This is a genomic window from Alteromonas sp. WD8-37 (assembly GCF_055326825.1).
On the sequence record NZ_JBUZOV010000004.1, the window covers coordinates 25,904 to 49,642 of the forward strand.

Annotated in this window: 19 protein-coding genes; 11 read left to right on the plus strand and 8 right to left on the minus strand. The window is 44.6% G+C overall.

Going from position 1 to position 23,739, the window contains the following annotated elements; genetic code table 11:
- The first annotated feature begins 39 nt into the window (after positions 1-39).
- The 7 genes from ACTUJZ_RS10870 to ACTUJZ_RS10900 all read left to right on the plus strand — a co-directional run bounded on the left by ACTUJZ_RS10870 (position 40) and on the right by ACTUJZ_RS10900 (position 8,846).
- The gene (locus ACTUJZ_RS10870) at positions 40-897 is read left to right on the plus strand and encodes a ThiF family adenylyltransferase (protein ID WP_463636574.1); all 858 of its coding nucleotides are present in this window, start codon (positions 40-42) and stop codon (positions 895-897) included.
- Between the two features lie 158 nt (positions 898-1,055).
- Entirely contained in the window at positions 1,056-1,802 is a 747-nt protein-coding gene (gene pepA, locus ACTUJZ_RS10875; protein WP_463636336.1) for a flocculation-associated PEP-CTERM protein PepA, read from the plus strand.
- Positions 1,803-2,021: 219 nt separating this feature from the next.
- Positions 2,022-2,771 (plus strand): flocculation-associated PEP-CTERM protein PepA, encoded by a 750-nt coding sequence (pepA, locus tag ACTUJZ_RS10880; RefSeq protein WP_463636337.1) that lies wholly within the window; start codon positions 2,022-2,024, stop codon positions 2,769-2,771.
- A 218-nt stretch (positions 2,772-2,989) separates the two neighbouring features.
- Positions 2,990-3,742, plus strand: a complete 753-nt coding sequence (gene pepA, locus ACTUJZ_RS10885; RefSeq protein ID WP_463636338.1) for a flocculation-associated PEP-CTERM protein PepA — start codon at positions 2,990-2,992, stop codon at positions 3,740-3,742.
- A 141-nt stretch (positions 3,743-3,883) separates the two neighbouring features.
- On the plus strand, positions 3,884-6,457 hold the full coding sequence (prsT, locus tag ACTUJZ_RS10890; protein ID WP_463636339.1) for an XrtA/PEP-CTERM system TPR-repeat protein PrsT: 2,574 nt from the start codon (positions 3,884-3,886) through the stop codon (positions 6,455-6,457).
- Between the two features lie 100 nt (positions 6,458-6,557).
- A complete protein-coding gene (locus tag ACTUJZ_RS10895) occupies positions 6,558-7,628 on the plus strand; it encodes an acyltransferase family protein (RefSeq protein WP_463636340.1) in 1,071 nt (356 codons plus the stop codon).
- A 258-nt stretch (positions 7,629-7,886) separates the two neighbouring features.
- The gene (locus ACTUJZ_RS10900; RefSeq protein WP_463636341.1) at positions 7,887-8,846 is read left to right on the plus strand and encodes a sulfotransferase family protein; all 960 of its coding nucleotides are present in this window, start codon (positions 7,887-7,889) and stop codon (positions 8,844-8,846) included.
- Positions 8,847-8,903: 57 nt separating this feature from the next.
- On the opposite strand, the gene ACTUJZ_RS10905 is transcribed toward ACTUJZ_RS10900, so the two are convergent.
- Genes ACTUJZ_RS10905 through ACTUJZ_RS10925 form a run of 5 tightly spaced genes read right to left on the minus strand, consistent with a single transcriptional unit; the run spans position 8,904 to position 14,402 of the window.
- Complete coding sequence (locus ACTUJZ_RS10905) at positions 8,904-10,403, minus strand: Ig domain-containing protein (protein ID WP_463636342.1); 1,500 nt, start codon at positions 10,401-10,403, stop codon at positions 8,904-8,906.
- 36 nt (positions 10,404-10,439) lie between these two features.
- Entirely contained in the window at positions 10,440-11,396 is a 957-nt protein-coding gene (locus ACTUJZ_RS10910) for a glycosyltransferase family protein (protein ID WP_463636343.1), read from the minus strand.
- Complete coding sequence (locus ACTUJZ_RS10915; RefSeq protein WP_463636344.1) at positions 11,383-12,711, minus strand: O-antigen ligase family protein; 1,329 nt, start codon at positions 12,709-12,711, stop codon at positions 11,383-11,385. Before ACTUJZ_RS10915 ends, ACTUJZ_RS10910 begins: the two co-directional genes overlap by 14 nt.
- Positions 12,712-12,714: 3 nt before the next feature.
- Positions 12,715-13,266 (minus strand): arsenate-mycothiol transferase ArsC, encoded by a 552-nt coding sequence (locus tag ACTUJZ_RS10920; RefSeq protein ID WP_463636345.1) that lies wholly within the window; start codon positions 13,264-13,266, stop codon positions 12,715-12,717.
- Positions 13,263-14,402, minus strand: coding sequence for a glycosyltransferase family 4 protein (locus tag ACTUJZ_RS10925; protein ID WP_463636346.1), 1,140 nt, complete (start codon positions 14,400-14,402; stop codon positions 13,263-13,265). The genes ACTUJZ_RS10920 and ACTUJZ_RS10925 overlap by 4 nt, the downstream gene beginning before the upstream one ends.
- Positions 14,403-14,505: 103 nt before the next feature.
- Between ACTUJZ_RS10925 and ACTUJZ_RS10930 the strand changes: the two genes are divergently transcribed.
- The 3 genes from ACTUJZ_RS10930 to ACTUJZ_RS10940 are packed head-to-tail and all read left to right on the plus strand — an operon-like array spanning position 14,506 to position 17,499.
- Positions 14,506-15,663 (plus strand): carboxylate--amine ligase, encoded by a 1,158-nt coding sequence (locus ACTUJZ_RS10930; RefSeq protein WP_463636347.1) that lies wholly within the window; start codon positions 14,506-14,508, stop codon positions 15,661-15,663.
- A 9-nt stretch (positions 15,664-15,672) separates the two neighbouring features.
- Positions 15,673-16,656 (plus strand): polysaccharide deacetylase family protein, encoded by a 984-nt coding sequence (locus ACTUJZ_RS10935; RefSeq protein ID WP_463636348.1) that lies wholly within the window; start codon positions 15,673-15,675, stop codon positions 16,654-16,656.
- A 30-nt stretch (positions 16,657-16,686) separates the two neighbouring features.
- Positions 16,687-17,499 carry a hypothetical protein gene (locus tag ACTUJZ_RS10940; RefSeq protein ID WP_463636349.1) on the plus strand — a complete coding sequence of 271 codons (813 nt, stop codon included), beginning with the start codon at positions 16,687-16,689 and terminating at the stop codon, positions 17,497-17,499.
- A gap of 116 nt (positions 17,500-17,615) precedes the next feature.
- On the opposite strand, the gene ACTUJZ_RS10945 is transcribed toward ACTUJZ_RS10940, so the two are convergent.
- From ACTUJZ_RS10945 to ACTUJZ_RS10955, 3 genes are all read right to left on the minus strand, one after another.
- Positions 17,616-18,470, minus strand: a complete 855-nt coding sequence (locus tag ACTUJZ_RS10945; protein WP_463636350.1) for a hypothetical protein — start codon at positions 18,468-18,470, stop codon at positions 17,616-17,618.
- 152 nt (positions 18,471-18,622) lie between these two features.
- Complete coding sequence (locus ACTUJZ_RS10950) at positions 18,623-20,416, minus strand: ABC transporter ATP-binding protein (RefSeq protein WP_463636351.1); 1,794 nt, start codon at positions 20,414-20,416, stop codon at positions 18,623-18,625.
- A gap of 900 nt (positions 20,417-21,316) precedes the next feature.
- Complete coding sequence (locus ACTUJZ_RS10955) at positions 21,317-22,774, minus strand: lipopolysaccharide biosynthesis protein (protein ID WP_463636352.1); 1,458 nt, start codon at positions 22,772-22,774, stop codon at positions 21,317-21,319.
- Positions 22,775-22,911: 137 nt separating this feature from the next.
- Between ACTUJZ_RS10955 and ACTUJZ_RS10960 the strand changes: the two genes are divergently transcribed.
- Entirely contained in the window at positions 22,912-23,730 is an 819-nt protein-coding gene (locus tag ACTUJZ_RS10960) for a hypothetical protein (RefSeq protein WP_463636353.1), read from the plus strand.
- The last annotated feature ends 9 nt before the right edge of the window (positions 23,731-23,739 follow it).

Here is a 23,739-nt window from a genome sequence, read left to right on the forward strand (position 1 = left end):
TATACTTCAGTGAATTGGACCAAGGCAAGCGAGCAACACGTGTTTGACTATGATGTAGCGTTTTCACGCAATATTGGCTGGGTAACCCGGGAAGAACAGGCTTTATTACAAACAAAACGGGTGGCAGTAGCCGGATGCGGTGGCGTAGGCAGCCTGCATGCACTGACATTGGCCCGCATGGGAATTGGCAAGGTCAACCTGTCTGATTTCGACGAATACGATGTTCATAATTTTAACAGGCAGGCCGGCGCCTTCTTATCCACGGTGGGTAAGAACAAGATGGATGTTATGCACGGCATGCTCAAAGACATCAACCCTGAGATGGATATCCGCGAATTTGGCGAGGGTGTCACCCCGCAAAATGTGGATGAGTTTCTTGATGGCGTTGACTTATATATAGATAGCCTTGATTTTTTTGCCCTGGATGCACGCAAGCTGGTATTTCAAAAGTGCTATGACAAAGGCATACCGGTAGTAACCGCCGCCCCGCTGGGCATGGGCTGCGCCCTTTTGTGTTTTATGCCCGGCCAGATGAGCTATGAAGAGTACTTCCGCTTTGAAGATAAAGCCGATGTTGAAAGCCAGTTGATTCAATTCTTAATTGGTTTATCCCCGGCCATGCTGCAGCGCCAGTACCTGGTCGATGAATCGGCTGTCAGCTTTGCCGAGCGTCGCGGCCCCTCCACAGCCATGGCAATCAACCTGTGTGCCGGCATGGCAGAAACCTATGCACTAAAAATCCTGCTTAACCGAGGGCCGGTGATCAGTGCCCCCTATGGCCTGCATTTTGATGCCTATCGCAATAAATTTACCCGTACCTGGTGCCCCCGTGGTAACCGTGGTCTGATTCAAAAGCTTAAATTTAAACTGGCGGCGCGTATTGTGGCGGATGACTAGTAAAAAGGTTGTCAAGAAATTTTACACGCGGTCAAATTTAGCTTCAGCTGAAAATTAAAACAACAGCAAAATCAATCAGATAAAAAGTTGGCATCATAGCTGCTATATCTCTAGCGTGGCTTTCTCAGGCCTCACTAAATTGGAATATGGAGATGGTTATGAAAATTAAACAACTTGTAAAATCTTTAGCTCTAACTGCTGGTCTAACTGCTTCTTTTGCTAGCCACGCTGACTTCCTGGACTTTCAGGTAGATGAAACTCCTTACGGTGGCGAAGTTATCACTGCTGATAAACTGAACGGCGGCTACGAAGAAATCATCACTTTTGATGGCATGGGCGGCTTTACTGCTAATGCTTTCGCAGCGATGAACCAACTGTTCTCAAACGATGGTACGCCAAATTCAAATAATTCAGTGCTTGGTTCAAACTACAACCTGTACGCTACTTTCACTGCTTCAGGCACAGTAATGACTCCAGGGGTTGATGGTTCAATCTCTTCACTGTCTGCTGACTCAGGTTCTTTCCAACTGTACCTGGATCCAATGCGTGATACCACAGCTACAGACGTAGCAACACTAACTTTGTCCGGTACTGCTGACGACTTACTGTTAGGTTCAAGTGATGACATCGGCCGCAATGTTGGCTTGTTATACGGTTTCGGTGGTGTATTCGATTTCATGTTCTCTGATTTCGAACTGACTGCAGACGGTGACTCTTACTTCGTATCACCTACTCCGTTCTACATGTATGTGAACGTAGATGGTGACTTCGACACCTTCCCTCTGGAAGGCCAACAACGTGTAACTGGTGATGTGAGCGCAGTATTCGTTCCAGAACCTTCTACACTGGCTGTTTTAGGTCTGGGTCTGCTGGGCTTAGGTGCTACCAGCCGTCGTAAGTCATAATATCGCCTAAAAAAGAATATAGAGGCGGCCTTTGGCCGCCTCATCTGTTCAAACTTTATACATAAAGCTGTCAGCTTTATTTACACTTCCCCTTACATTCAATTTTCTTTATAAACCATTTCTGATTCAAATCATGAAGATGACGATTTGGCACCAAAGCTGCTACCTCCTCGCCGTGGACGACTCATCCACTTTTTTTGGAATATGGAGATGGTTATTATGAAAATTAAAACCTTAGTAAAATCTTTAGCGCTAACTACTGGAATCATTGCGTCTTTTTCTTCTCACGCTGACTTTCTGGATTTTCAGGTAGATGAAACTCCTTACGGTGGTGAAGTTATCACTGCTGACAAGCTGAATGGTGGTTATGAAGAAATCATTACTTTTGATGGCATGGGCGGCTTTACTGCTAATGCGTTCGCAGCGATGAACCAACTGTTCTCAAATGAGGGGACACCAAACTCAAATGATTCAGTGATTGGTACTAACTACAACCTGTATGCAACTTTCACTGCTTCAGGCCAAGTTATGACTCCAGGAGTTGATGGTTCAATCTCTTCACTGTCTGCTGATTCTGGTTCTTTCCAACTGTATCTGGATCCAATGCGCGATACTGTTGCTACCGATGTAGCGACGCTGACTTTGGACGGTACTGCTGACGACCTGCTGTTAGGTGAAAGTAGCGACCTGGGCCGTAACGTTGGCTTGTTATACGGATTCGGTGGTGTATTCGATTTTATGTTCTCTGACTTCGAACTGACTGATGCCGGTGACTCTTACTTTGTATCACCTACTCCGTTCTACATGTATGTGAACGTAGATGGTGACTTCGATACTTTCCCTCTGGAAGGTACCCAACGTGTGACTGGTGACATGAGCGCTGTATTTGATGTTCCAGAACCTTCTACGCTGGCTGTGTTAGGCTTGGGCCTGTTGGGCTTGGGTGCTACCAGCCGTCGTAAATCATAAGTTCGCATAATAGCGAATAGAAAGGCGACCTTCGGGTCGCTTTTTTTATACCTGTTTTTTGCCCTACTAGTGTCAGGCTACTTTACACGAACGTACAACTTTTTCATTAACAATAGATAATAACTATACATTACAGCGAGTTACAGTAGTGGCATCGTTATTGCTACCCTGTTCGCCTATTGAAGATACGTAATTGAAATACACGGACGACTATTAGAATGAAAATTAAAAGCATACTAAGAACGCTGGCGCTAACCACCACTTTGGCTGCAACATTCTCTAGCCACGCAGAATTTCTCGACTTTCAGGTTGATGAAACTCGCTATGGCGGAAGTGTGACCACTGCCGATAAACACAATGGCGGATATGCTGAAATTATCAATTTTGATGATGAAGGCAACTTTGTTGCAACCGCCTTTGCAGGATTTGGCCAGTTGTTCAGCAATGACGGTGACCCAGATACGGGAAGCAACTTTACACTAGGCACCAATTATTTGTTGTATGCCATTTTTACAGCAGAAGGTAATCTGAGTGGCCCAATTAATTACGGTAAAGAGGTTAAAAATGCTGCCACAAACGGCGGGTTTTCTCTGTATCTTGATCCAAACAGCGATACAACTGCCGATACCTTTGGTAGCGAAATGATTATGACTGGCACCTCAGAGGACATCTTTTTGGGTGGCAGTGATAATTTAGGCAGAAACAGCCTGGTATTTACCCCCAGCGGCGGTGTTTTTGATTTTATGTTCAGCAACTTCGAACTTTCTACTGCTGGGCATGAATATTATGTCTCACCTCAACCTTTTTATTCTTATGTAAATGTCGATGGTGACTTTGACAACTTCGCCTTTGGCGGTACCCAACGGGTAACGGGGGATGTCAGCGCCGTGTTCATCCCGGAGCCATCAACCCTGGCCGTTTTAAGTTTAGGTCTGTTAGGCCTGGGCACAAATCGCCGCCGTAAAGCTTAATATAATCTACAGTTAAATAATGAGGCGACCTTCGGGTCGCCTTTTTTTGCCTGATCAAAAACGCTCAATACGCGTATTGTCTTTAACTTTTTTAATAATCGGCTTACAGTAAACCAGTAGTCACTTAATAAGCGGACGTTTATGAAAACATTCTCCCGAAAAATGCTTCTTGCCACCCTGCCTCTGGCCATCATGGCCGGATGTGCCGACCAAAGTATTGAAGAGCAGCTTGCCAAAGCCCAAACCGCCCTGGACAGTAAAAATTACCAGGAGGCGATGATCACGCTAAAATCAGCGGTGCAGGACAATCCAAATAATCAGGAAGCGCGGCTGTTATTAGCAGATGCTTATTTTAGTATAGGAGACATGGAAAGCGCAGTCAGCGCGTACGACCGTGCCATGGAAGCAGGGGCTTCGCCGGCCAATTTTGCTGATCGCTACATTAGCGCCACGTATGCCTATGCAGATAACAATGGCACATTGCAAACCATTGAACAGCTAGAGGCGCGGGAAGATTATACTGCATCCAACTTTGTTCAGCTGATAGAGGCTTTAGTACTCGGCCGGCAGGGAGACACTCAGGAAGCCCAGGCTATTCTTGATGAACTTGCTAATACTCAGCTAGATGGCCGTGAAGCCACCCTGCTGACTCTGGTAGATAAATTTGTGGTGAACCCTGGCAGTGCAGACAAAGCATTGCTGGAAAAAGCACAGGATCGTATGGCTGATGACTGGCTTACTCAGTCGCTTGTAGCCGAGATCCAGTTTGGAATGGGCAATACCGAAGCGGCTCTGGCAAATTTTAAAGCCTTGCTTGAGCGCAAACCCGCCTTCCAACGGCTAAACTTTAATATCGCCGAAGCTTTGATACGGCTGGAGCGCTTCGACGAAGCAAAAACCTACGTTGATGACATTCTGAAGCGCTATCCAGACCAAGCACTGGCTAATCAGCTAGCCGCCATTATTGCTTTATCAGAAGAAAATTACGATAAAGCAGTGAAGTCTATTGAAAAAGCGCAAAATGCCGGCCTCAATCAGCCGCTGACCATTTATGTGGCAGCGCTGGCGCACTTTCAGCAACAAAATTACGAGCAAACATTGGCTAATCTGGAGCGCATCATTCATCAGGTGCCTAAAGGACACCCTGCCAAACAAATGTACGTGGCGGCCAAGATTCAAACCGGCGGCAGTAACGATGCTTTAGAGATTTTAGAGCGCGACCCCGATATGGTATCCGAGAATGCTGAATTGTCAGTAGTCACCGGTATGCGCCTGATTCAGGAAGGCTTTTCAAAAGGTGCTAACAAGGTTTTTTCTAAGGTTGATGCCAATACACTGGAAACTGAACAGCAGCGTCAGGAAGTGGGCTTATTCAAGCTGATTTCCGGCGACAGATCCGGCATGGACATGGTACGCCAGTCTTCCCAGCGTATTTTGACTCAGCAGGCAGAGGGCGATACCAAACAAGCTAAGTTGATTTTGTTGACGCTAAAGGCCGACGAAGAAGGTGAAGAAGCCGCCCGGGCTCAGCTGCAGCAATGGCAACAAGAGGAGCCAGACAATCTGGATAATTATCTGATTGCGGCAGAATTTGAAAAGTATCAGGGTAATTATGGCGCACTGGACGATATCTATGCCAAAGTTCAGGAGCTGGACAGCGACAATCTTATCGCATTGAACCACCAGGCCATTCGCGCGCTGGAGAAAAATGAGTTTGATAGCGCCTACAAGCAGTTTTCTGACATTCTGGCCATGTCACCCAATGACGAACAAGCCTTGAAAGGTGCTGTATTGGCGGCACGCAGCACTAGCAACCCGCAGAAAAAACTTTCGGCGATTCGCGAGCAGGTGGTTAGTGCTAAAGAGGCCTCCCCTTACACCAAAATGTACGTGAACGTATTAACCGGTAACCTTAAGCTCGCCATCGATATTGGTAAGAACGCCAATTTCAGTCAGCAGGACGCACCTAAAGCGCAATTTTTACTGGCTCGCGCTTTTGTGCAAACAGGCCAGTATGAAAAAGCCGAGTATCGCTTAAACAAAATGGTGGAAAGCGAAATGACCACCCCGGGTGTGATTTATCTTCTTGGCCGCACTCAAGCTTTACAAGGTGCCAATGATACTGCGCTGCGTACCCTGGAGCCTTTATTAGAAGCTGAGACGCCAGTGAAAGATCGTGCCCTGCTGCTTGCAGCAGATATTTATCTGACTAAAAAGCAAGTGGGTGACGCCAATCGACTGATTAGCCAGCTGAATAATGGTGATTCAGCCGCAGCCAAACTTATTCAGGGCAAAGTCGCTCTGGCGCAGGACAATGCCTCTCAGGCAGTGGCTATGCTGCGTGAAGCCTATGATGCCTCACCTAACACCAACACTGCACAGATGCTGTATCGGGCGCTTAATGCCGATAATCAGCAAGAGTCAGGGTTAGCTATTCTGGAACAGCATTTAGAGAGCCACAGTGATGCGCAAACCATTCGTGAGCTATACGCCAGCGAACTGGCTAAAACCGCTCCACAGCAAGCGATTGCTGAATACCGCACCTTGGTGCAGGACCAGCCAAAACATTGGGTAGCGATGAATAACCTTGCATGGTTGTTGAACGACCAGGGCAACCACGATGAAGCCTATCGCTGGATCCAAAAAGCATTGGAGATAAAGCCTAATCAGCAGGCATTGTTGAATACGCAAAAAGAGATTGAAGCGAAGATGTAAAGACTGTTTGCCTGGCTCGAGAAGCAGAGTCAGGCATCTGTACTACAATATTCTTTGCGCCTGTACGATCTTCGTGCACATCCTCTAGTTGGAGCAGTCAGTGTCGTTAAATGTTCGTTCCCCCTACCTCGTAAATCGAGAAAGACTTCCTGGTTTAGATTTAGTGAGGGTTTTAGCGGTATATTTCATAATACTAAGTCATTCAGGGCTCACTGCATTTCGAGGTATAGGTGTTCCTTTTTTATTGGCACTGTCGGGTTTTTTAATCACCAACTCCCTATTAAAGGAAATTGAAAATAATAATGAGATAAAAACAAGAGCCTTTTGGAAAAATAGGTTTTTAAGAATTGCACCAGCTTATTATGCCTTCATTATTGTCGCATACCTTCTGGATACTGTCGTACTGGGCGATACATGGGAACACAATCTTTTGTATCATGCTACTACGCACACAGTTAACTACTACAACTCAGTCTATGGTCATGGCACGGGGATGGTTGCCCATCTGTGGACACTATCGACAATGGAGCAGTTTTATCTTCTGTATCCGTTAATCCTGCTCTTCGCGTTTAAAACTAGAAAACCAGTTTTTGTACTTGTTTTCATCATATTAGCAAGTATTACCTGGCGAACCGCCATCTACACAGAATTTTTTTACATAGAAAATAAAATTACGTGGATTTACAACTCTCTGGATACCCGATTTGACTCACTCATAATCGGTTCTTTAGCGGCATTCCTGTTAGCAAAAAAATCGTACTCTTCATTTTCTTTAACAATTCCTTACTGGATAGCACTTCTGTTAGTAAGTGGAATTGCTATGAATATTTCAAAGTCAATTCCTGAGATACATTATACCGTGGGTTTTACTATTGAAGGTACTTTGGCTTTGTTAGTTATGTTGTCGATTATGAAGCTTTCAGAAAGTCGCTGGCTTTCCTTTGCCAATAGTAGCTTAATAACAAAATTAGCGAAAATTTCCTACCCGATGTATCTATACCATCCAATTGGTTTGGGCGTTGGGTTTAAGTTTAGTGGAAACTTTATGGTTGGATTAACACTTGGTACTGCTACAACGATTATTTTAGCGGCGTTGTCGTTTGCAATAATTGAAAAGCCTTTTATAAAACTAAGAACTCGGAAAGAACCTATTGGACTGCTCGCAAGATAAAGCTGTTATCAGGTAAAATGGATTCAGTTTTACCCGCTCGAAACCGATTAAAGCTTCCCAAAATCTAGTATCACATTATCTCGGACTTGGAGCGGATGTCCCCCAGACTTCCGCTTACTTGTTTGCCCTCCTGATTCTATTCCTGCCTGCTAGATGGTACATGTTCAACTTTTGAGCAATATATTTTACTCGATGAAATATGAATATTGTGCAAGTATAGTACTAAAGAAAGCGTATTTTCTGGGATTAGAGGTATCAATGGAAGATTTAAGACACATAACTCCAGTTTTTGTCGTAGGCTCTGCCCGATCAGGTACAACTATGATTGGGAAATTACTTTTTTCACACAGCTCATTTTTTCAGTATAGAGCGGAAACTCTTCTAAAGACTGTATGCCAAAAAAAATACGGCGATATATTTTCCGATGAAAATCTAAAAGATAAATTTTACAGTGACTGGTTTAAATCGAGACAATTTTCACGTTCAAACTTAACGGAAATTGACTTCAAAAATCTTGTCGATAGTAGCCAATCTTACTCCGAGCTGTTGGTCAAATTTCTAAGAAAAATGGCAAAAAAAGGTGAAAAAAAATACATTGTTGACAGTACACCTGCGAATGTATTTCACATTGATAGTATTTTAGAATTCTGTCCGAAGGCAAAGTTTATCTGGGTAATTCGGGATGGTCGGGATGTAGCGATATCGCAGGAGAAATTAGGATGGGTAAATCCACCTTCCCCGTTCACATCAAGGCCTGACAGATTAGCATATTCATTGATCAATTGGAGACTGACAAATGCTCATGCAGCAGGCATTAAGAACAAACAAGTATTGACTCTGAAATATGAAGACTTTTTAGATGACCCCGTGAATAGTACCCGTCTAATTGCAGAATTTCTTGAGACATCTTCGACAGAGTTTGACCTTGAATCAACCTTAAGAAGAGAAGGATCTAATAGTGCTTTTGGAAAACTTGGTGAGTCTCAAAACCCATCCGCCCGGGGCAGGTGGAAGAGCATCGATACGGATCTGATAGCAAACTTCACTATGCTCTGCACAGGTGCGCTAGAAAGATTAGGCTATGAAAGTAATCAAAAAAAATTATCACTTCCAGGTTTAATTAGATCTCTTTATTTCTACACCCATATATTACTTAAACGAAACCTGAATAAATTTTACTTCCTATCAAAAAGAACATCTGAAAAACTTGAATATTAAATTTATTCTTATAAATGCACACAAGCCAACTCTAAGTTGGCTTGTGTGTAATATATCTTATCGCTTGTAACCTACACTGCCTTCGTATTCTTTCGCAAATCCCATTAAGTCACCCTCTTCATTAGAAATGAAATCGCCTTTAGTGCCAGTCAGGTTTGGAAAGTAAGTCTTCATAGTTGATTCATTCCACTTACCAGGAAAATCAGAAACAACCACATTGCCGTCAGCAAAATATTTGTTTTTTCCTGGAAAACGTACCCAAGCCATACCGTTTACGAAAGTATTTCTATATATAAAAGAATCATGGTGTTTACCGTTCCAAGAATCTTGACCAGCAAACTGTAGAGCAATAGCACGATCGTACTTATCATTGAACACAATTTTATTCCAAGCTACTTCATGATGATGCGGGATCTCCGGAGATTCTTTTCCATATCCGACACAAATACCACCACTAGTGATATTGTCGACTGCATGATTGTTTCTTATGGTGACATAACTTGTAGTTCCTTTTGCCCAGAACCCACATTTATTATCACTATTTCGAGCAACATTACCTTCAATCAGTACATAGCTTGAGTAATAAATATCTACATAAGAACCGTTACCACGCCCATTGTTAAATTCATCATGTAAGTTATCTTTGTATAGAATATTTTTCTTGTGCTTGCGCCTACCTGAAATAAAAACTCCCGCAGGATTGTCATTCCCTTTTTTGCCCATACCGTGATTTTTAAAAGTATTTCTCCACCACGTCGAACGACTGACATCACCAATTGCCCAAAAGAAATGCGCGTTACCTACGTCCTGTCGAGAATCAGAAAAAGTGAGATCCGCAACAAATAAATCCGTCATTTTTCTTGGGTCGGTAAAAATTTTTGCTTGGGAAGCATTAATAACAGCCTTTTCTCCTGGATAACCGATCAGGCTAGGGGTCTTGGTATTTGCATCTAGACGAACATTACCGTTTGTCTTCTCTGAGCCGTATAGAAGATATGAACCACCTCTGAAAACTATTATCTTGTTGTGGTACTTTTTATTTCTACGATCATTAAGATACCAATCGCTAATATCTTCCAGTGGAGCGTCTATAGTTCCTTTCTTGTCACCGACGTAGTTATCTTCAATAAAAACAAATTTGCTGTTATCAATGGTAACAGTCCAGGTGATATCAATATTATTACCCGCTTTATCGGCAACTCGTACCCGAAAAGATTGCTCAGTAGCATCACCGGGAGATGGCTTCCAGGAGATTACTCCGTACTTATCAGATGCTTCTGTTTTACCAATGCTAGCGCCTTCCGGGCCTTCTATCAGAGTATAGGTAAATGGCCATGCACCGCCTTGCACTCCAATAGGGATCTCGTAAGGCATATCAGTATGCGCCCAGCGATGTCGGGCGTATTGCTCTGTCTCACAATCAGGCCGCGGGTAAACCGCATGCATAGGCATCTTTGCCTCATAGGTCCATTCCTGGACCTTTGCATTGGCTTGCGAAGGGCCGATAAACGCAAGCACTGCCAGTGACATTAAAACCAGGTACTTGATAGAATTCATGTTGTTACCTTACATCTTAAAAAGCGTAACCAGCTATTAATATTGATAATTCACTTTTGCTAACACCTGAGATTTAGCCTCATCGAGTTTCAGGTGATATCCATCTTTGAAGAATCTGATCTGCTCGGTCACATCCGTATTGATTGCTTGATTGATACAGTCGCGAAGCGCTGCACTATCATTTTTAGTATAAAATGCTGCGTTGCCAAACAGTTCACGGTTAACATGCGTATCAGACAAAATAACTTTCTTAGAAGCCGCAATTGCCTCATAAGCGCCGCACACTAAGCAGTCATCTCTGAGCGTAAGATCTAAAACAGCTTGAGCATCAGTAAGTAAGCCAACATACTCGGCTTCACTCACAAATCCAGCCAGAATGATATTACTGGGCAGCGCATTGATTTCACTTTGTGCAAAATATTTTTTGTAATTTCCGGAAAATACAAAATTGATGGCAGGCATTCGCTTTGCAGTCTCCATATAAGCCTGAATCGGTTCGTCCTCTGCCCAGGAGCAAACTACAAAAATATAGTTTGTGTAATGTGAGCCTTCTGGTTCCAACAATTCTGGCAAGGGATCAGTAACAGCGGCACTAGATACTTTATGCGTACTTAAGAATTGCATTAAGCGCTGGTTTGTCACTATTACACAGTCAGCGCCACGCAGTATCGCCATATTAATCTTCTGCAGTAAGACATTCTTACCTTCCCTTGGTCTGACGCCGGCATTATGCGCATCTATAACAAGTTTATACTTCAACAGTGGCTTCAGAATGACCGCAAGAGCAGCAAGGATTATTGAAGGATTTTGAACAAAAACCAGCTTATACCGATTACTTTTCAAAAGGCGGTAGGTGGTTTTTATACAGTAAAGGTAGCGCTTAAATCCCTTATGCTGCGATATTACCTGCTCGAACTGTGCACCAAAAATGTTTGCCATGGAACGGTTTCTGGGTTGTTTCTCCCACGTGATCCATACTTTATCGTACTGCATGACTACTCATCTTATAACTTTGTTGCTGTTGGGAAGGCACTCTTTGCTGCTTAAATGCATTATTAAGTGCTGTTTGAAGTGCTATTGAGATCCATAAAAAAGGATAATAGCCGACCGTCACGAACTGACCCGCGATTACAAAACCAATGATACCAATTTTCAAACCTGGCCAGATATAATGATATACCTCGTCAACCTTATGCTTTTCATTCGAATTGGATATAAAGGTCATTCGCTTTTTAAGCAGAGCTGTTGCAATAATAAGTAAATAAGCAAATAGACCAGCAAAACCAGCATCCGTACCGATTTGTATAAATATGTTATGCGGTAGCTCTGCATAATCATACAAAACATCTTCTGGGTAGTAGGTTTCAAAATATGGCCGGAAATTATAATACCCAACACCAAGTGCAGGATGGTCCTTCATCATCTCCCAGCCATTTTCCCAGTATAGCTGACGCTGCATAGACGATTTATCGGTTCCTATCGTGGTATATCTATCTTTTTGCTCTTGTGGTAGGACTTGCCAGCCAATGTACCCAACGATTACCATTCCTATTACCACTTTAGGCTTGAAAATCTGACGCCAAAACATTACAAAAAACTGCACTAATAGAGCGAGTTGAGCTCCTCGACTACTTGAGCCGAGAATTGTTAACACTGGGCATACAGTCGCTGCAAGTAAGATCAATTTCTCCCATGTTCTTACATCTTTTCTTAAGGATCTATAAAGATAAAATCCGATGGGAAAAAGAATGAGCATTAAAATAGCGAGCTCTCCTGAGTTTTCAAAATACCCAGAAGGCCCTTTTAAACCCCATGAAGTAAATCCAAAACCACGCAATGCCCAGTTTTTTGATGTACCTATGGCTATTTTCAACATACAAAGGAAAAACACCATGAAGAAAATATAGAACCGCTCTCTCGTCGTAACAATCGCAGTAATAAGATAGAAGATGACTATCCACTGCATAAATAAGATATAGTACTTTATTGACCATTCCATACTGAATGCAGTCACCATGGAAAGATGCATTATTAATGTAAAGAACAGCAATAAGGCATGCATACCTGTGAAGCGAAGGTTTGACCTTTCATCCGTGAAAATTCCCAAGAAACTTAGAACGAGAAAAACTTGCGCCCATGGCAAAAAGTCGATAATCGGGAAGATTTCTTGAGGCCTCGCGTACTCAATAAACATGTAAGCACAAATGCTTTTAAACGCCAGCGACTCACCTTTAAAATAAGTCCATAAGTTTTTTATTTTTAGAAATAAAAAATCCGTATCCCTGAGTGCCGGTGCTTGCGTTTTCATATGCTACTTCTTTATGGAGTTAATCAAAGCCAGGGTCGCTTCTTCGATTTGCTGCATGCAGCGGTCAAAAAAGGCCTGATTTGTATTGAATGGATCATGCAGGTAAACCGTGGTGCTGCTGGCAAACCAGCCAAGCAATACTTTTGCCTGATCTGGATAGAGCTCTTCTAACTCAACCAAATGCGCAGGCTCCATCACTACCAGCAAGTCGCCGGATTGCGGTTGATAATCTTGCATACGGGCAGAGCGGTGATTGCTTAAGTCATACTGATGACGATGTGCGTAATCCAGAGTTTTTTCGAATGCGGGATCACCGCCGCGGCAATGCAAGCCAAAAGAAATCGCTGGGAAGCCCGCTTTATGGCTTACCGCCTCACCAAAAGGGCTGCGGCAGATATTACCGCTGCAAATAAAAATCAGGCGTTTGGTGTCTTTTACCTGCGCTTTGCCTGCCTGGCGATAACCGCCCAGCCATCGTTTGGTATTGAATACTAAGTAACGGGCCAGGCCCCGCTTGGAGCCATAGGTATCGGCGATATACTGATTATAATTCAACGGCCTGGCTCCAGTGTTACAGCGTGCTGGGGAAATGCAGTATCAGCAGCCCGATACAGCTGCGCGTACGCATTAACCATCGCCTCTTGCGAAAAGGCACTTTGTACTCGCGATATCGCGTGCTGGTTCACCGCCAAAGTAGGCTGGTTTGCTACCAGTTCACAAATTGCATCGGCCAACGCGCCTGCGTCAATGTCTACCAGCGTCGCCTGCTGAGGGTTCTGGATAATCTCTTCAGGCCCGCCACACTTAGTGGCAATCACCGGCAAGCCGGTGGCCATGGCTTCTATGGTGCTGATGGAAAAGCCTTCGGCATCCGAGCTCAACACAAAGCCATCAAGGTTTTGCAGATACTCCGGGGTATCATCAATAAAACCAATAAAATGGATGTTGGTTACTCCCAGGCGTTGCATTTGTTCGTCCAGTGCCTGTTTCAATGACGCCTTCGGGTCGCCGGCTACTGCCACCGCCACTTTGTGGCCGCGCTGGATTACCTGATGGATGGCCTCAATGAGCAAATCATAGCGTTTGGATTTGCGGATATTGCCTAGTGCGCCCAATAAAAAGGTATCCTCGGCGAGCCCCAGCTGTTGCTTGAGCCGGGAACTTCGCTGCCCCTGATATAACGCAGTATCAATGCCGTTATAGATTACACTGGTGCGTTCCGGCACCAGCAGATTATGCTCTTGAATTTTTTGTTGCAGCGAATTACTCACGGCTACAAAGCGGGCAATACCATTACGCATAAACCATAGCTTCAACGCTTTGAACCGTTCGTTGGGAGATACATCTACCATACCATGGTATGTGGCTATCACCGGGGTGCGGGTAAGCAGGCCCACAATACTGGCGTACACATTAGAGCCCAGCAAATGCGACTGAATAATTCGCACCTTGTGCTGTTTTACCAGCTTGCAGAGGTCACGAATAAATCCAATGTTGAAGCTGCCTTTGGAATCCAGAATGATCGGTTCCAGCCCTTCTTCGCGTAAACGCTTTGCCACGTATCCTTCGCCGCGGATCACCACGACGGAGTGAGTATTGAGGCGGCGTAACTTATCGGCTAATGTGATGAACACATCTTCAGCCCCTCCAGGGCCGGTAGTGTCAATCAAGTGTAAAATTGTGTACGTCATAATGAGGTGTAAGGCGTTAGCCGAAAAACTTCCTATTTTTTACTACTCCAAGCAAGGATAACAAGCAAAATCCTTGCTGCATACTGGACATTGTTGTATTGCCATGGAAAAAACAGCGGTATTAATTTTTGATGCAGCTCAGCGCAGTGCGCTGGCTGCCACCCGGGCTCTGGGCCAGCGCAGTGATATTAAAGTATACACCACCGATAGCCGGCTACAGGCCCTGGCGGGGTGCTCACGCTACAGTGCGCAATACCTGCCCTGCCCTAATCCCACAGATGATACGGGTGAGTTTATCAACTGGGTTCACCATACAGTGACAAAATACCATATCGACTTTCTGCTACCGGTTACCGAAGTGACCAGCCGCACTCTGGCAGAGCACCGTGAGCAGTTACCAAAGTGCAAGCTTCCTTTTGCTGATATCAGCACTTTGTTGGCATTAAGCGACAAAAGTCGGCTCACTAAACTGGCCGAATCACTGGATGTCCCGGTGCCCTTTTCTCAGTATTGTTCATCCCCGGATGATGTCAACTGGCAAGGCCTAAGCTTCCCCTGCGTATTGAAACCGGCGCTATCCAAGGTTCTCGTAAATAATCAGTGGCTGGAAACGCAGGTACATATCGCGCAGTCTCAGGCCGAGATGCAGATGCTGTTGGATGAAAAAGAATATTTTCAGGCCCACCCATTTATGGTGCAGCAGTATATTGAAGGGCATGGCGCCGGCGTGTTTTGTTATTACCAGCACGGCCAGGCGAAAGCCTTTTTTGCCCACCAGCGTCTGCGCGAAAAGCCCCCCTCAGGCGGGGTGAGCGTATTAAGTGCCAGCGCGTCCATCAACCCTTATATGAAAGCTCATGCGCAGGCGCTGCTAGATGCAGTAAACTGGCATGGGGTGGCAATGGTGGAATTTCGGGTTGCTGCGGACGGCACTCCCTACCTGATGGAAATCAATACGCGCTTATGGGGCTCACTGCAACTGGCCATTGATGCCGGAGTAAACTTTCCGGAGCTGCTATTTGACGGCGAATACAAAGATTTGCCTGACCATGCCGGCTTTAAAGAAGGCGTGCAATTGCGCTGGTTGCTAGGCGATGTCGATAATCTGTACCTGCAACTTAAAGATAAACAGTTATCAGGCAAAGATAAAGTAAAAGCCGTGACCCGATTTTTAACGCCAAAATGGCGCGGCCGGCGTCATGAGATCAACCGCCTGCACGACATGGGCCCGTTTTGGTACGAACTGAAGCATTATTTGTAGGAAGTCAGCATGGTTAAGCAACTGCTCAAACACACTTTGAACCAGGTAGCCGGCCGCCTGGGCTGGTCTATGCTAAAACGCGGCGAGAATAAGCTGGCTATTTTAATGTATCACCGGGTGCTGCCTGTTAATGATCCCCGCTATCAGCGTGAGGAGCCTGGCATGGTGGTATCAGATAAAACCTTTGCGATGCACATGCATACCCTGCATGAAGAGCAGATACCGGTAATGACGGTCACCGACTGGCTCAAACAACCTGATACCGCCAGAGTGCCGCTTACTGTGGCAATCACTTTTGACGACGGCTGGCTGGACAACTATCAATATGCTTTTCCGGTACTCAAATCCTATGGCTTTCCTTCCACCTTATATGTGGTCACCGACTTTTTAGGGCAGCCAGCGCCATTCTGGCCTAACCGGGTATTGAATTTACTGCTTGATGGCAATCAGCAGGTCGATGAACACTGGCAACCCTTGCTAGACCTGATCGGCCAACCGGTTCAGCCACCCCTTAGTCGGGATCACGCTGCACAAATAATCAACGATCTTAAACAGTATACTGATGACGAAATCTATTCTAAACTGGAACATATTCCCATTACGGAACAGGCTTCACCGGAAATGATTTCAGCAGAACAGCTGTTAGAGGCTCAGCAGCATATGCTGGTCACTGTAGGCAGTCACACGCGTCGTCATTACCGGCTCAAGGACAATATGGACGAGGCATTACTGCGCGAAGAAGTGGTGGAAGCCAAAGATATCTTGGAAACCCTGACCGGGCGAGCAGTTGACTCTTTTTGCTTTCCTAATGGGGATTTTTCTGACGCAGCTTATGATCTGGTTAGCCAGCACTATTCTGCCGCTGTTACTACGTTGCGCGGTATTAATAAAGAATCCAGTCTGGTGCGTCACCGTCTGCTGCGCATTGGTGTGCACAATGATATTAGTGACACACCTCTAAAATTTAAAGCAAAATTAGCAAATGTATTGTAATAAAATGACAACAAAAGGAATGTTGTGTCGATGAACAATGGAAGAGAAAAATATAAGTATATTATTACTTCCGGCTGGTGGTGCGGCGAAGAGCCAAACGAACGACGGGTACGCTACGGAAGTGAAGAAATTCGCTCAGTCTCATTTTTTCGAAAATGGAAACAATCAGTACTCACCAATACCAATCCGCGAAAAATTCTTGTTGTAGACAGTAATTCGCCCATCAAGCCCAACCCGGATGATCTAGAGGGTGTGGAATTTCTTTCTTTGTCTGAAAATGCCGGGCACAGTACCGAGCACTCAGGCAAATACTGTGGTTATATGCGCTCAGTAATTATGGGGCTTACTTACGCCTCTTTGTGCGATTGTGATTACTGGGTGTATGTAGAGCAGGATGCTTTGCTGCAGGGCGAAGGTGTTATTGAATATTGCATTTCAAAAATGGATAAGCCTTTTATGTTTGGTAATGCCCAGGGAGTCCCACAATTGCTCCAGCAAAGCCTTATCATTATTCGCCGGGATGGATTCGAAGATTTTTTAAAGCATCTGAATAATATCGACCTGACTGACAACCAAATGCCGCCGGAAACAAAATTTGCTTTGGCCGCCAGCCCTTACTTACGACTTTTGCCACGCTCTTTGTTGATGCCAAATGTAAACAATAGCTGGATCCGCAGACAATTACGAATAGTCGTCAGATTCCTTGTGCCGCGCTTGCGCGGCTATCAGCATTTGCCGATAGGTTACGGCCGGGCCAGACCAATCAAATTTAACGATCCTTATCTGTATTTTCAGCATGCCAGTGACGCAGAGTTGAGCCATTACTTTACTAGTAATGAGTAACAAAAATTCAGCTTACTCTTTACCTTTTATAAGCGTTAAGTAGAAAATTGTCTGCAGCAGCGCCTCCCCCGAGATTCAATCTGACTATCAAGATGAAGTCACTATAGAGAGCTCTTTTACCGAAGGGAGTTCTTTATTATCGCTTTGAACCTTTTTTTCTGCCGTTTGAAATACTCACCAAAAGGCTTCACAGGGTGATACAACATGTTTCGCTTCAATCCGGGAATGAGTTTAGGCGGTGAGTAGATAAAGGTACCTGGCCCCATACCCAGCTTATTAGGATTACTGGTGTAGTATTGCCTGCCAAGGGAATTAATGTCGGCAACCTGAAGACCATGGTATTCCAGAATTGATAGCCAGCTCACTTCGTGGTGTCCAGCCCAGCCTTTTTCATAGGCTGATTGAATAGTCTCTGCCCCTTTTTTTGAAATACGGAAAAAAGGTAAAAAAATGTTTTCGGTGGGTGTTATCTCGCCAACCTGATCGCCAACAGGAGCTCGAAATGAATTTTTATGCCACCAGCCTTCAACAATAGATTTTCGATTAGTAGCCAAAAGATCCGCCGTTGAGACAGACAGTTCATCAATTAATGCCGCAAACTGCCCGGTGTAACGCACGTCGTCTTCGCAAAACCAGTAATGAGTATAACCGGGATGGTCCTGAATAAACCTCAACTGGCAAAGATCCAGGTTGCCAGGCATGATTTTCCAATTTTCGCGATTAAATTTAGGGGTGTAGTTGGAAAATCTTTCTTTCAATGAATTTTTGTTGTAGACAGATTTTTTAATTCCGGTGTCGAGCTCATCGATCACCTGCTTATCGTTCTCGGCATAGGTAAGTAAAAAATAGTCACACGTTCCCTGCAACTCTTTCTTAAGCTGTAACGCAAATTTATTCACATGCCTGGAGAAAAGAACAAAACAGTGGTCATCATAGGTACTGATGCCACTTGATTGATTATTACCTTTCACTATTTCCTTTCCTCCTCCCCTATGCTCGCTGTCACTGATATATAAGCCACTGACACTCAAACTTATTTATCTTGCGCTTTCCTAAAGGTGCGACATCTTAGTTGAACTGCGACCTAAACAGAAAAGGCTCCCCTCCATGGAAGCCGCATAAATTATGTTCCGTAAACCAGTTCTCTGAAATAATCAGATTTGCCCAACAATTCGTTGTACTTACCCTCGGATGAGATCTTTCCATCCTGGAACACAAAAATATTGTCGCAATGTTCCACTGTCGAAAGCCGATGCGCGATCATAATAATTGTCATTGATTCAGACAATGCTCTGATTTCTTTAAGAATATTTCGCTCGGTAATATTATCCAGCGCACTTGTGGCCTCATCCATGATCAACAAACTTGGCTCTCTGTACAAAGCACGGGCTATCGCCAGGCGCTGGCGCTGCCCGCCACTGAGCAATTCACCATTTTCACCTATTGTGGTGTCATAGCCGTCGCTCATCTGTTCAATAAAATCATGAATATTGGCGCGTTTTGCTGCAAGATAAACTTTATCCAGTTCGATTTCTTTTTCCGGGACACCAAAGGTAATATTTTTTGTTACCGTATCATTGATCATAAAGATATTTTGCGGAACGTAGCCAATGGAATGCTGCCAGCGCTTAAGGTTGGTTGCGTCCAAAGGCGTGTTATCAATCTCTATTTCACCTTCGTTGGTGGTCAGCAATCCACACACCAGGTTTGCAACGGTGGTTTTTCCTGCTCCAGAGCCGCCTACAAAGGCCACCAGGGAATTTGCTTTTACGTCAAAGCTCATGTTGTGAATAGCCGGGGCTGATTCTCGAGGGTAAGTATAGGAAATATTTTTGACACTTAGCGTTTGCTCCAGGTTCAAGCGTTCGACTGCGCGCTTATCTTTTTGAGTAGCTGAAGAGAGCGCATCGTCAAATTCCTCGCTAACATCCCAGACCACTTTTCCATGGGCTTTTAACGTGGTGATAGACTTATAAATACCCTGAGCGGCAGGCAAGATTTTATATCCTGCCATAGCATAAAAACTTAGCGTTGATACCACAGAGGTTTCATTGCCTTGTTGGATGAGCATATAAAGAGCTAAACTGATGATGGCCAAAAAGACGATGGTTTCTACAATAAAACGCGGAAGATCCCCTGCTAACGCGATATAGGAACTGGCTGTTAACCCTTTGCGAGTCGTTCTGTCCAGCCTGTTTTCATACCAGCTCTCAATATGCATCAACTTAACATCGCGGATCCCGCGAATACTTTCTTGCAAAATCTCTAACTTTTGACGATTGACATTCGTCACCACCTTACCGGCATCTACCGTTTTCTTTCTGACAATCATGTAAATAAGATAGTAAATGGCGCCCACAACCAGGCCAGATATTATGGAAAGTAAAGGGTCGACGACAAATAATGTAATGATGATCAGTGCCACGATTAAAAATTGAGAAACCAGCTGTAAAGATGGCTGCATCACCATATAAATCATGCGGGGCACCTGCCCGTTGATCTTATTTATCATGTAACCAGGGCTGTGTTTCATGAAGTAAATGTACTGGTTCGCCATATACAGGTTAAATAAGCGCCGCTGCAATTGTGAACCTATAGAAACTGACACCCTAAATGAAAACCAAATTACAACAGAAGAAATAAAGTTGCCGATAAGAATCACAAAACAGACTGCCACACCATACATTATCAAAAATTCATAAAAACTGGAGGCAGTAGAGAAGTCGTAAATGGTGCGATAGACCGGATGAGTTTCCACCAGTTCGGGGGCGGTAATGATTGCGATAAATGGTGCGATGCTGCCAATGGTTGCAATCTGTGCTAACGCAGAGATAAAAAACAACATCTGCAATGCATACACTTTTAATCGCTGCCTCGAATTAAGTAGGCGAAAAAGCTCTTTTAAATCATGTAACATGAAATTTAGACCTCAAAAATCATTTGAATTTAAATAGTGTTAATTGCTACGTATCTAGAAGCCATTCTAAGAAGAGCTTTTATAAAGGAGGGGGCAAGCACAACCTGAAGTCATTAACATGCTCTCACACTGGAGTATTATTATCATTTTTTTATAGGTCCTGTGTAGTCAACGAGACTCATGCTTAACCCTAAGATTGATGAGCTAAACAGCATCGCTTTTTCTTTTTGTTCGCAAGTAAAGTTACAAGCGCCATTCTCTGCTTCAACTTCTATGTGTTCTATCCAGATTTCTGGTCGTTGGGTCCATTCATCAACCACAGCGTGAACTGGCGGCTATAACATTCCTGGTATCTATGCGAGTTTGTACCAAGTTCCCTATCATAGTAGAAATATAGTCTGTCAGCATCTGGTTGCTCACAACCAGCGCAAATCTATGGTGACGCTTCTACAATTGCGACTCAGCAAGGCAAAAATACCGAATTGATGTTCAGTTTTCACCTACTAATGTTTATCGGAAGCAGATAATTTCATAAGAGCATGCCAGTAGGTTGAGGATAGCGATCAAATAGTCAGGTCACTATCCGCCAACGTTCTTGAACTTAGTGAGAAAGCACAAACTGGTAGTATACGAAGAAAAGGTATTGAGGTTCCATTTGCTAATCCACTGCATTTTTCATCGAGCATTAGAGTATCCGTTCCATCCTTTTGGTTTTCATCAGGTTATATAATGCTAACGATGACAATGGATCACTTAAGAGTCCTTTTGATTTGTCAGCAGTCAGGTAGTCTCAACTAAAGCCCTAAGTATACAACATCCATTAAGCTCATCTTGTCGTTCAACATGAATATAGAGCTTTGCATCATGCCTGATACCGATAATAGACTATTTGCTTTCACGCTAAGCCATACGCTGGCGCACAAACCGCTTAAGTTCGCTACCGGTATTACGCCAGCAGACGATAAATGTACCTAGGATAAGGACATACAAGATACACCCTCCTACAAGCATACCCGATTTCACTAAAAAGTCAGGCTGGTTTGCTGCAAGCATCTGTACTGCCTGAATAAAAGCAAAGGTTGCGAAGGTCAGGCTGTAAAATCTTACCATTGGCAGGCCCTGATCATAATGGCGCTGGCCGAACCATTGGGTAAAAACAAAATCCAGCCCCTGGCAGAGGGCCATCGCAGCCACAGCGCCCATCACCCCCCACCAGTACGTACCCGCTGTCACGGTTATTGTGATACCGATAGCTTTGACCAGTTTTATTTTTGGGAAAAAGCCGGTCTTGCCGGATTTTAAAAATGCAAACTGTACAAAAAAATTAAGTTGGCCGAACAACACCATCATACACAGCACCGGCACCACATCTTTAGCCGGGGCATAGGCGGCGTCAGCCATGATATCGATAACAACACCTGCCAGAAGGCTAACCCCCACCACAGCGACCAGTAATATAGACGATATCAGAGTAAAGGCGGCAGCGAATTCTTGCTGCGGCGCGGCCGAGTGCCGGGCAATCTTGAATCGCTCGGTCTGCCACCACTGATTAAACGGCCGCCATACCATCAAGGCGATCAGTGAGCTGAATTTAAGCGCGAAGTGATAGAAGCCAACGGCTTCGAGCGAGGCAAAGTACTTGATAAGAAAGTTGGAGACAAAATTGATGTAGATAGCCCCCAGCCCTGCCAGCCAAAGTGGCCAGGTGAAACTCCATAGCGCTTTTGCCTGTGATGGCTGAAAATGAAAGCCGGTGTACCAAAATGTATAAACGCCTGATATTAACGCCAGTACCAAAGACGCGATTATTGTGCCGTAAATGACTCCTTGTACCCCCCACTCCAGCACCACCACAAAATAGATGTTCAGGGAAAGTTGCAAGGCCAGTTTAAACATCGCAAGTGCGAAAAAATAAAACGGTTTATCACGTAGGCGCAAGAATACGAGCGCATATTCTTCGATGGAGCTGCTGATAAGGATTACGCCGTATGCGGCCACCGCCCAAACCAAGTCAGTTCGCTCAAAAAAATGCTCGGACAAAGGCTGTGCACTTAACGCAAATACGGTGCCGCCAAGCAGGCTCACTGAGGTGGTAAATAGTAAGGCGGTAGAAATCAGTGCCTTTCTGTTTTTTGTGTCATCGGTATCGTAATAAAATTTAGGTAATGCGTTGCCAAACCGGGCACCAAGAAAAATTTCATACAAGCCAAGGATCATCGCCAGCAATCCGATAATGCCGTATTCCGCAGGCGACAAATAACGTGTATACACAGGTAGCATTATAAACGCCGACAACTGGCGCATTATGGTGCCGAGGGTATACCAGAAAACGGGTTTAGAATTGAGTTTACTAATCATATTCGAGGCCTGGCTCGCCCTATCTGCCAGCAGGCGCCTATCCTTCTACCGTATTACAACAATACTATGCGACCTGTTTGTTACATGAACAAAAAATAGGCTACGGTTAATATACAACCAAGTGAGGGATATCCACAATGTTTGTATCGCCGGAGCTCACCTATATTCAAATGCAAAAAACAGGGTGCACGCATATCGCTGCGCTGCTGGCTACATTGTTCGATGGTGCACAAATTGGTAAGCATAATGCTCCCGCTACCGATGACATCCGCGATGATCATTATTATGTTTCATCGGTCCGCAACCCCTGGGACTGGTATTTATCGTTATGGACTTTCGGCGTACAAGGTGGAGGGGGGTTACGTCAAAGACTCACCAGACGCTCGCCACAGCAGGCACTGGCGATGTTCCGGCGGCATCCCCGCCAGGCGCTGACCGTACTGAAGCATGAGCTCACCAAGCCAACCGGCCCCTGGTGTGCCGTATATACCAGTGCTGAGGATGTAATGGCATTTCGTACCTGGCTAACCATGATGCTGTCACCCGACTATGCTGAGGCCCTTGGTGAAGGATTTCACCGTTCTGCCATCAGCCAGTATGTGGGATTTATGACCTACCGGTATTGCTATTTATGTTGCAAGCACCATGAGTCGCTGGGCCAGGCACAATTCACCCATTTTTCCACCATTCAGGAATATATCGACTCAAACTGCTTTGTTAATTTTTTCATTCGGCAGGAGCATTTGGAACAGGATGTCTGCAATGCAGTGCAGCAAGTTCGCCCCCTTACCGCTGAAGAACAGCAGCATATTGTCAGCGCTCGCAAAACAAATACCTCCTCGCGCGCATTATCTCTTGAAGATTATTATGACCAAAAAAGCATCAATCTGGTGTATGAAAAGGAGCGGTACCTTATTGAAAAATTTAACTATCAGCCACCAGTGACAGCACACTGAAGCGTACCT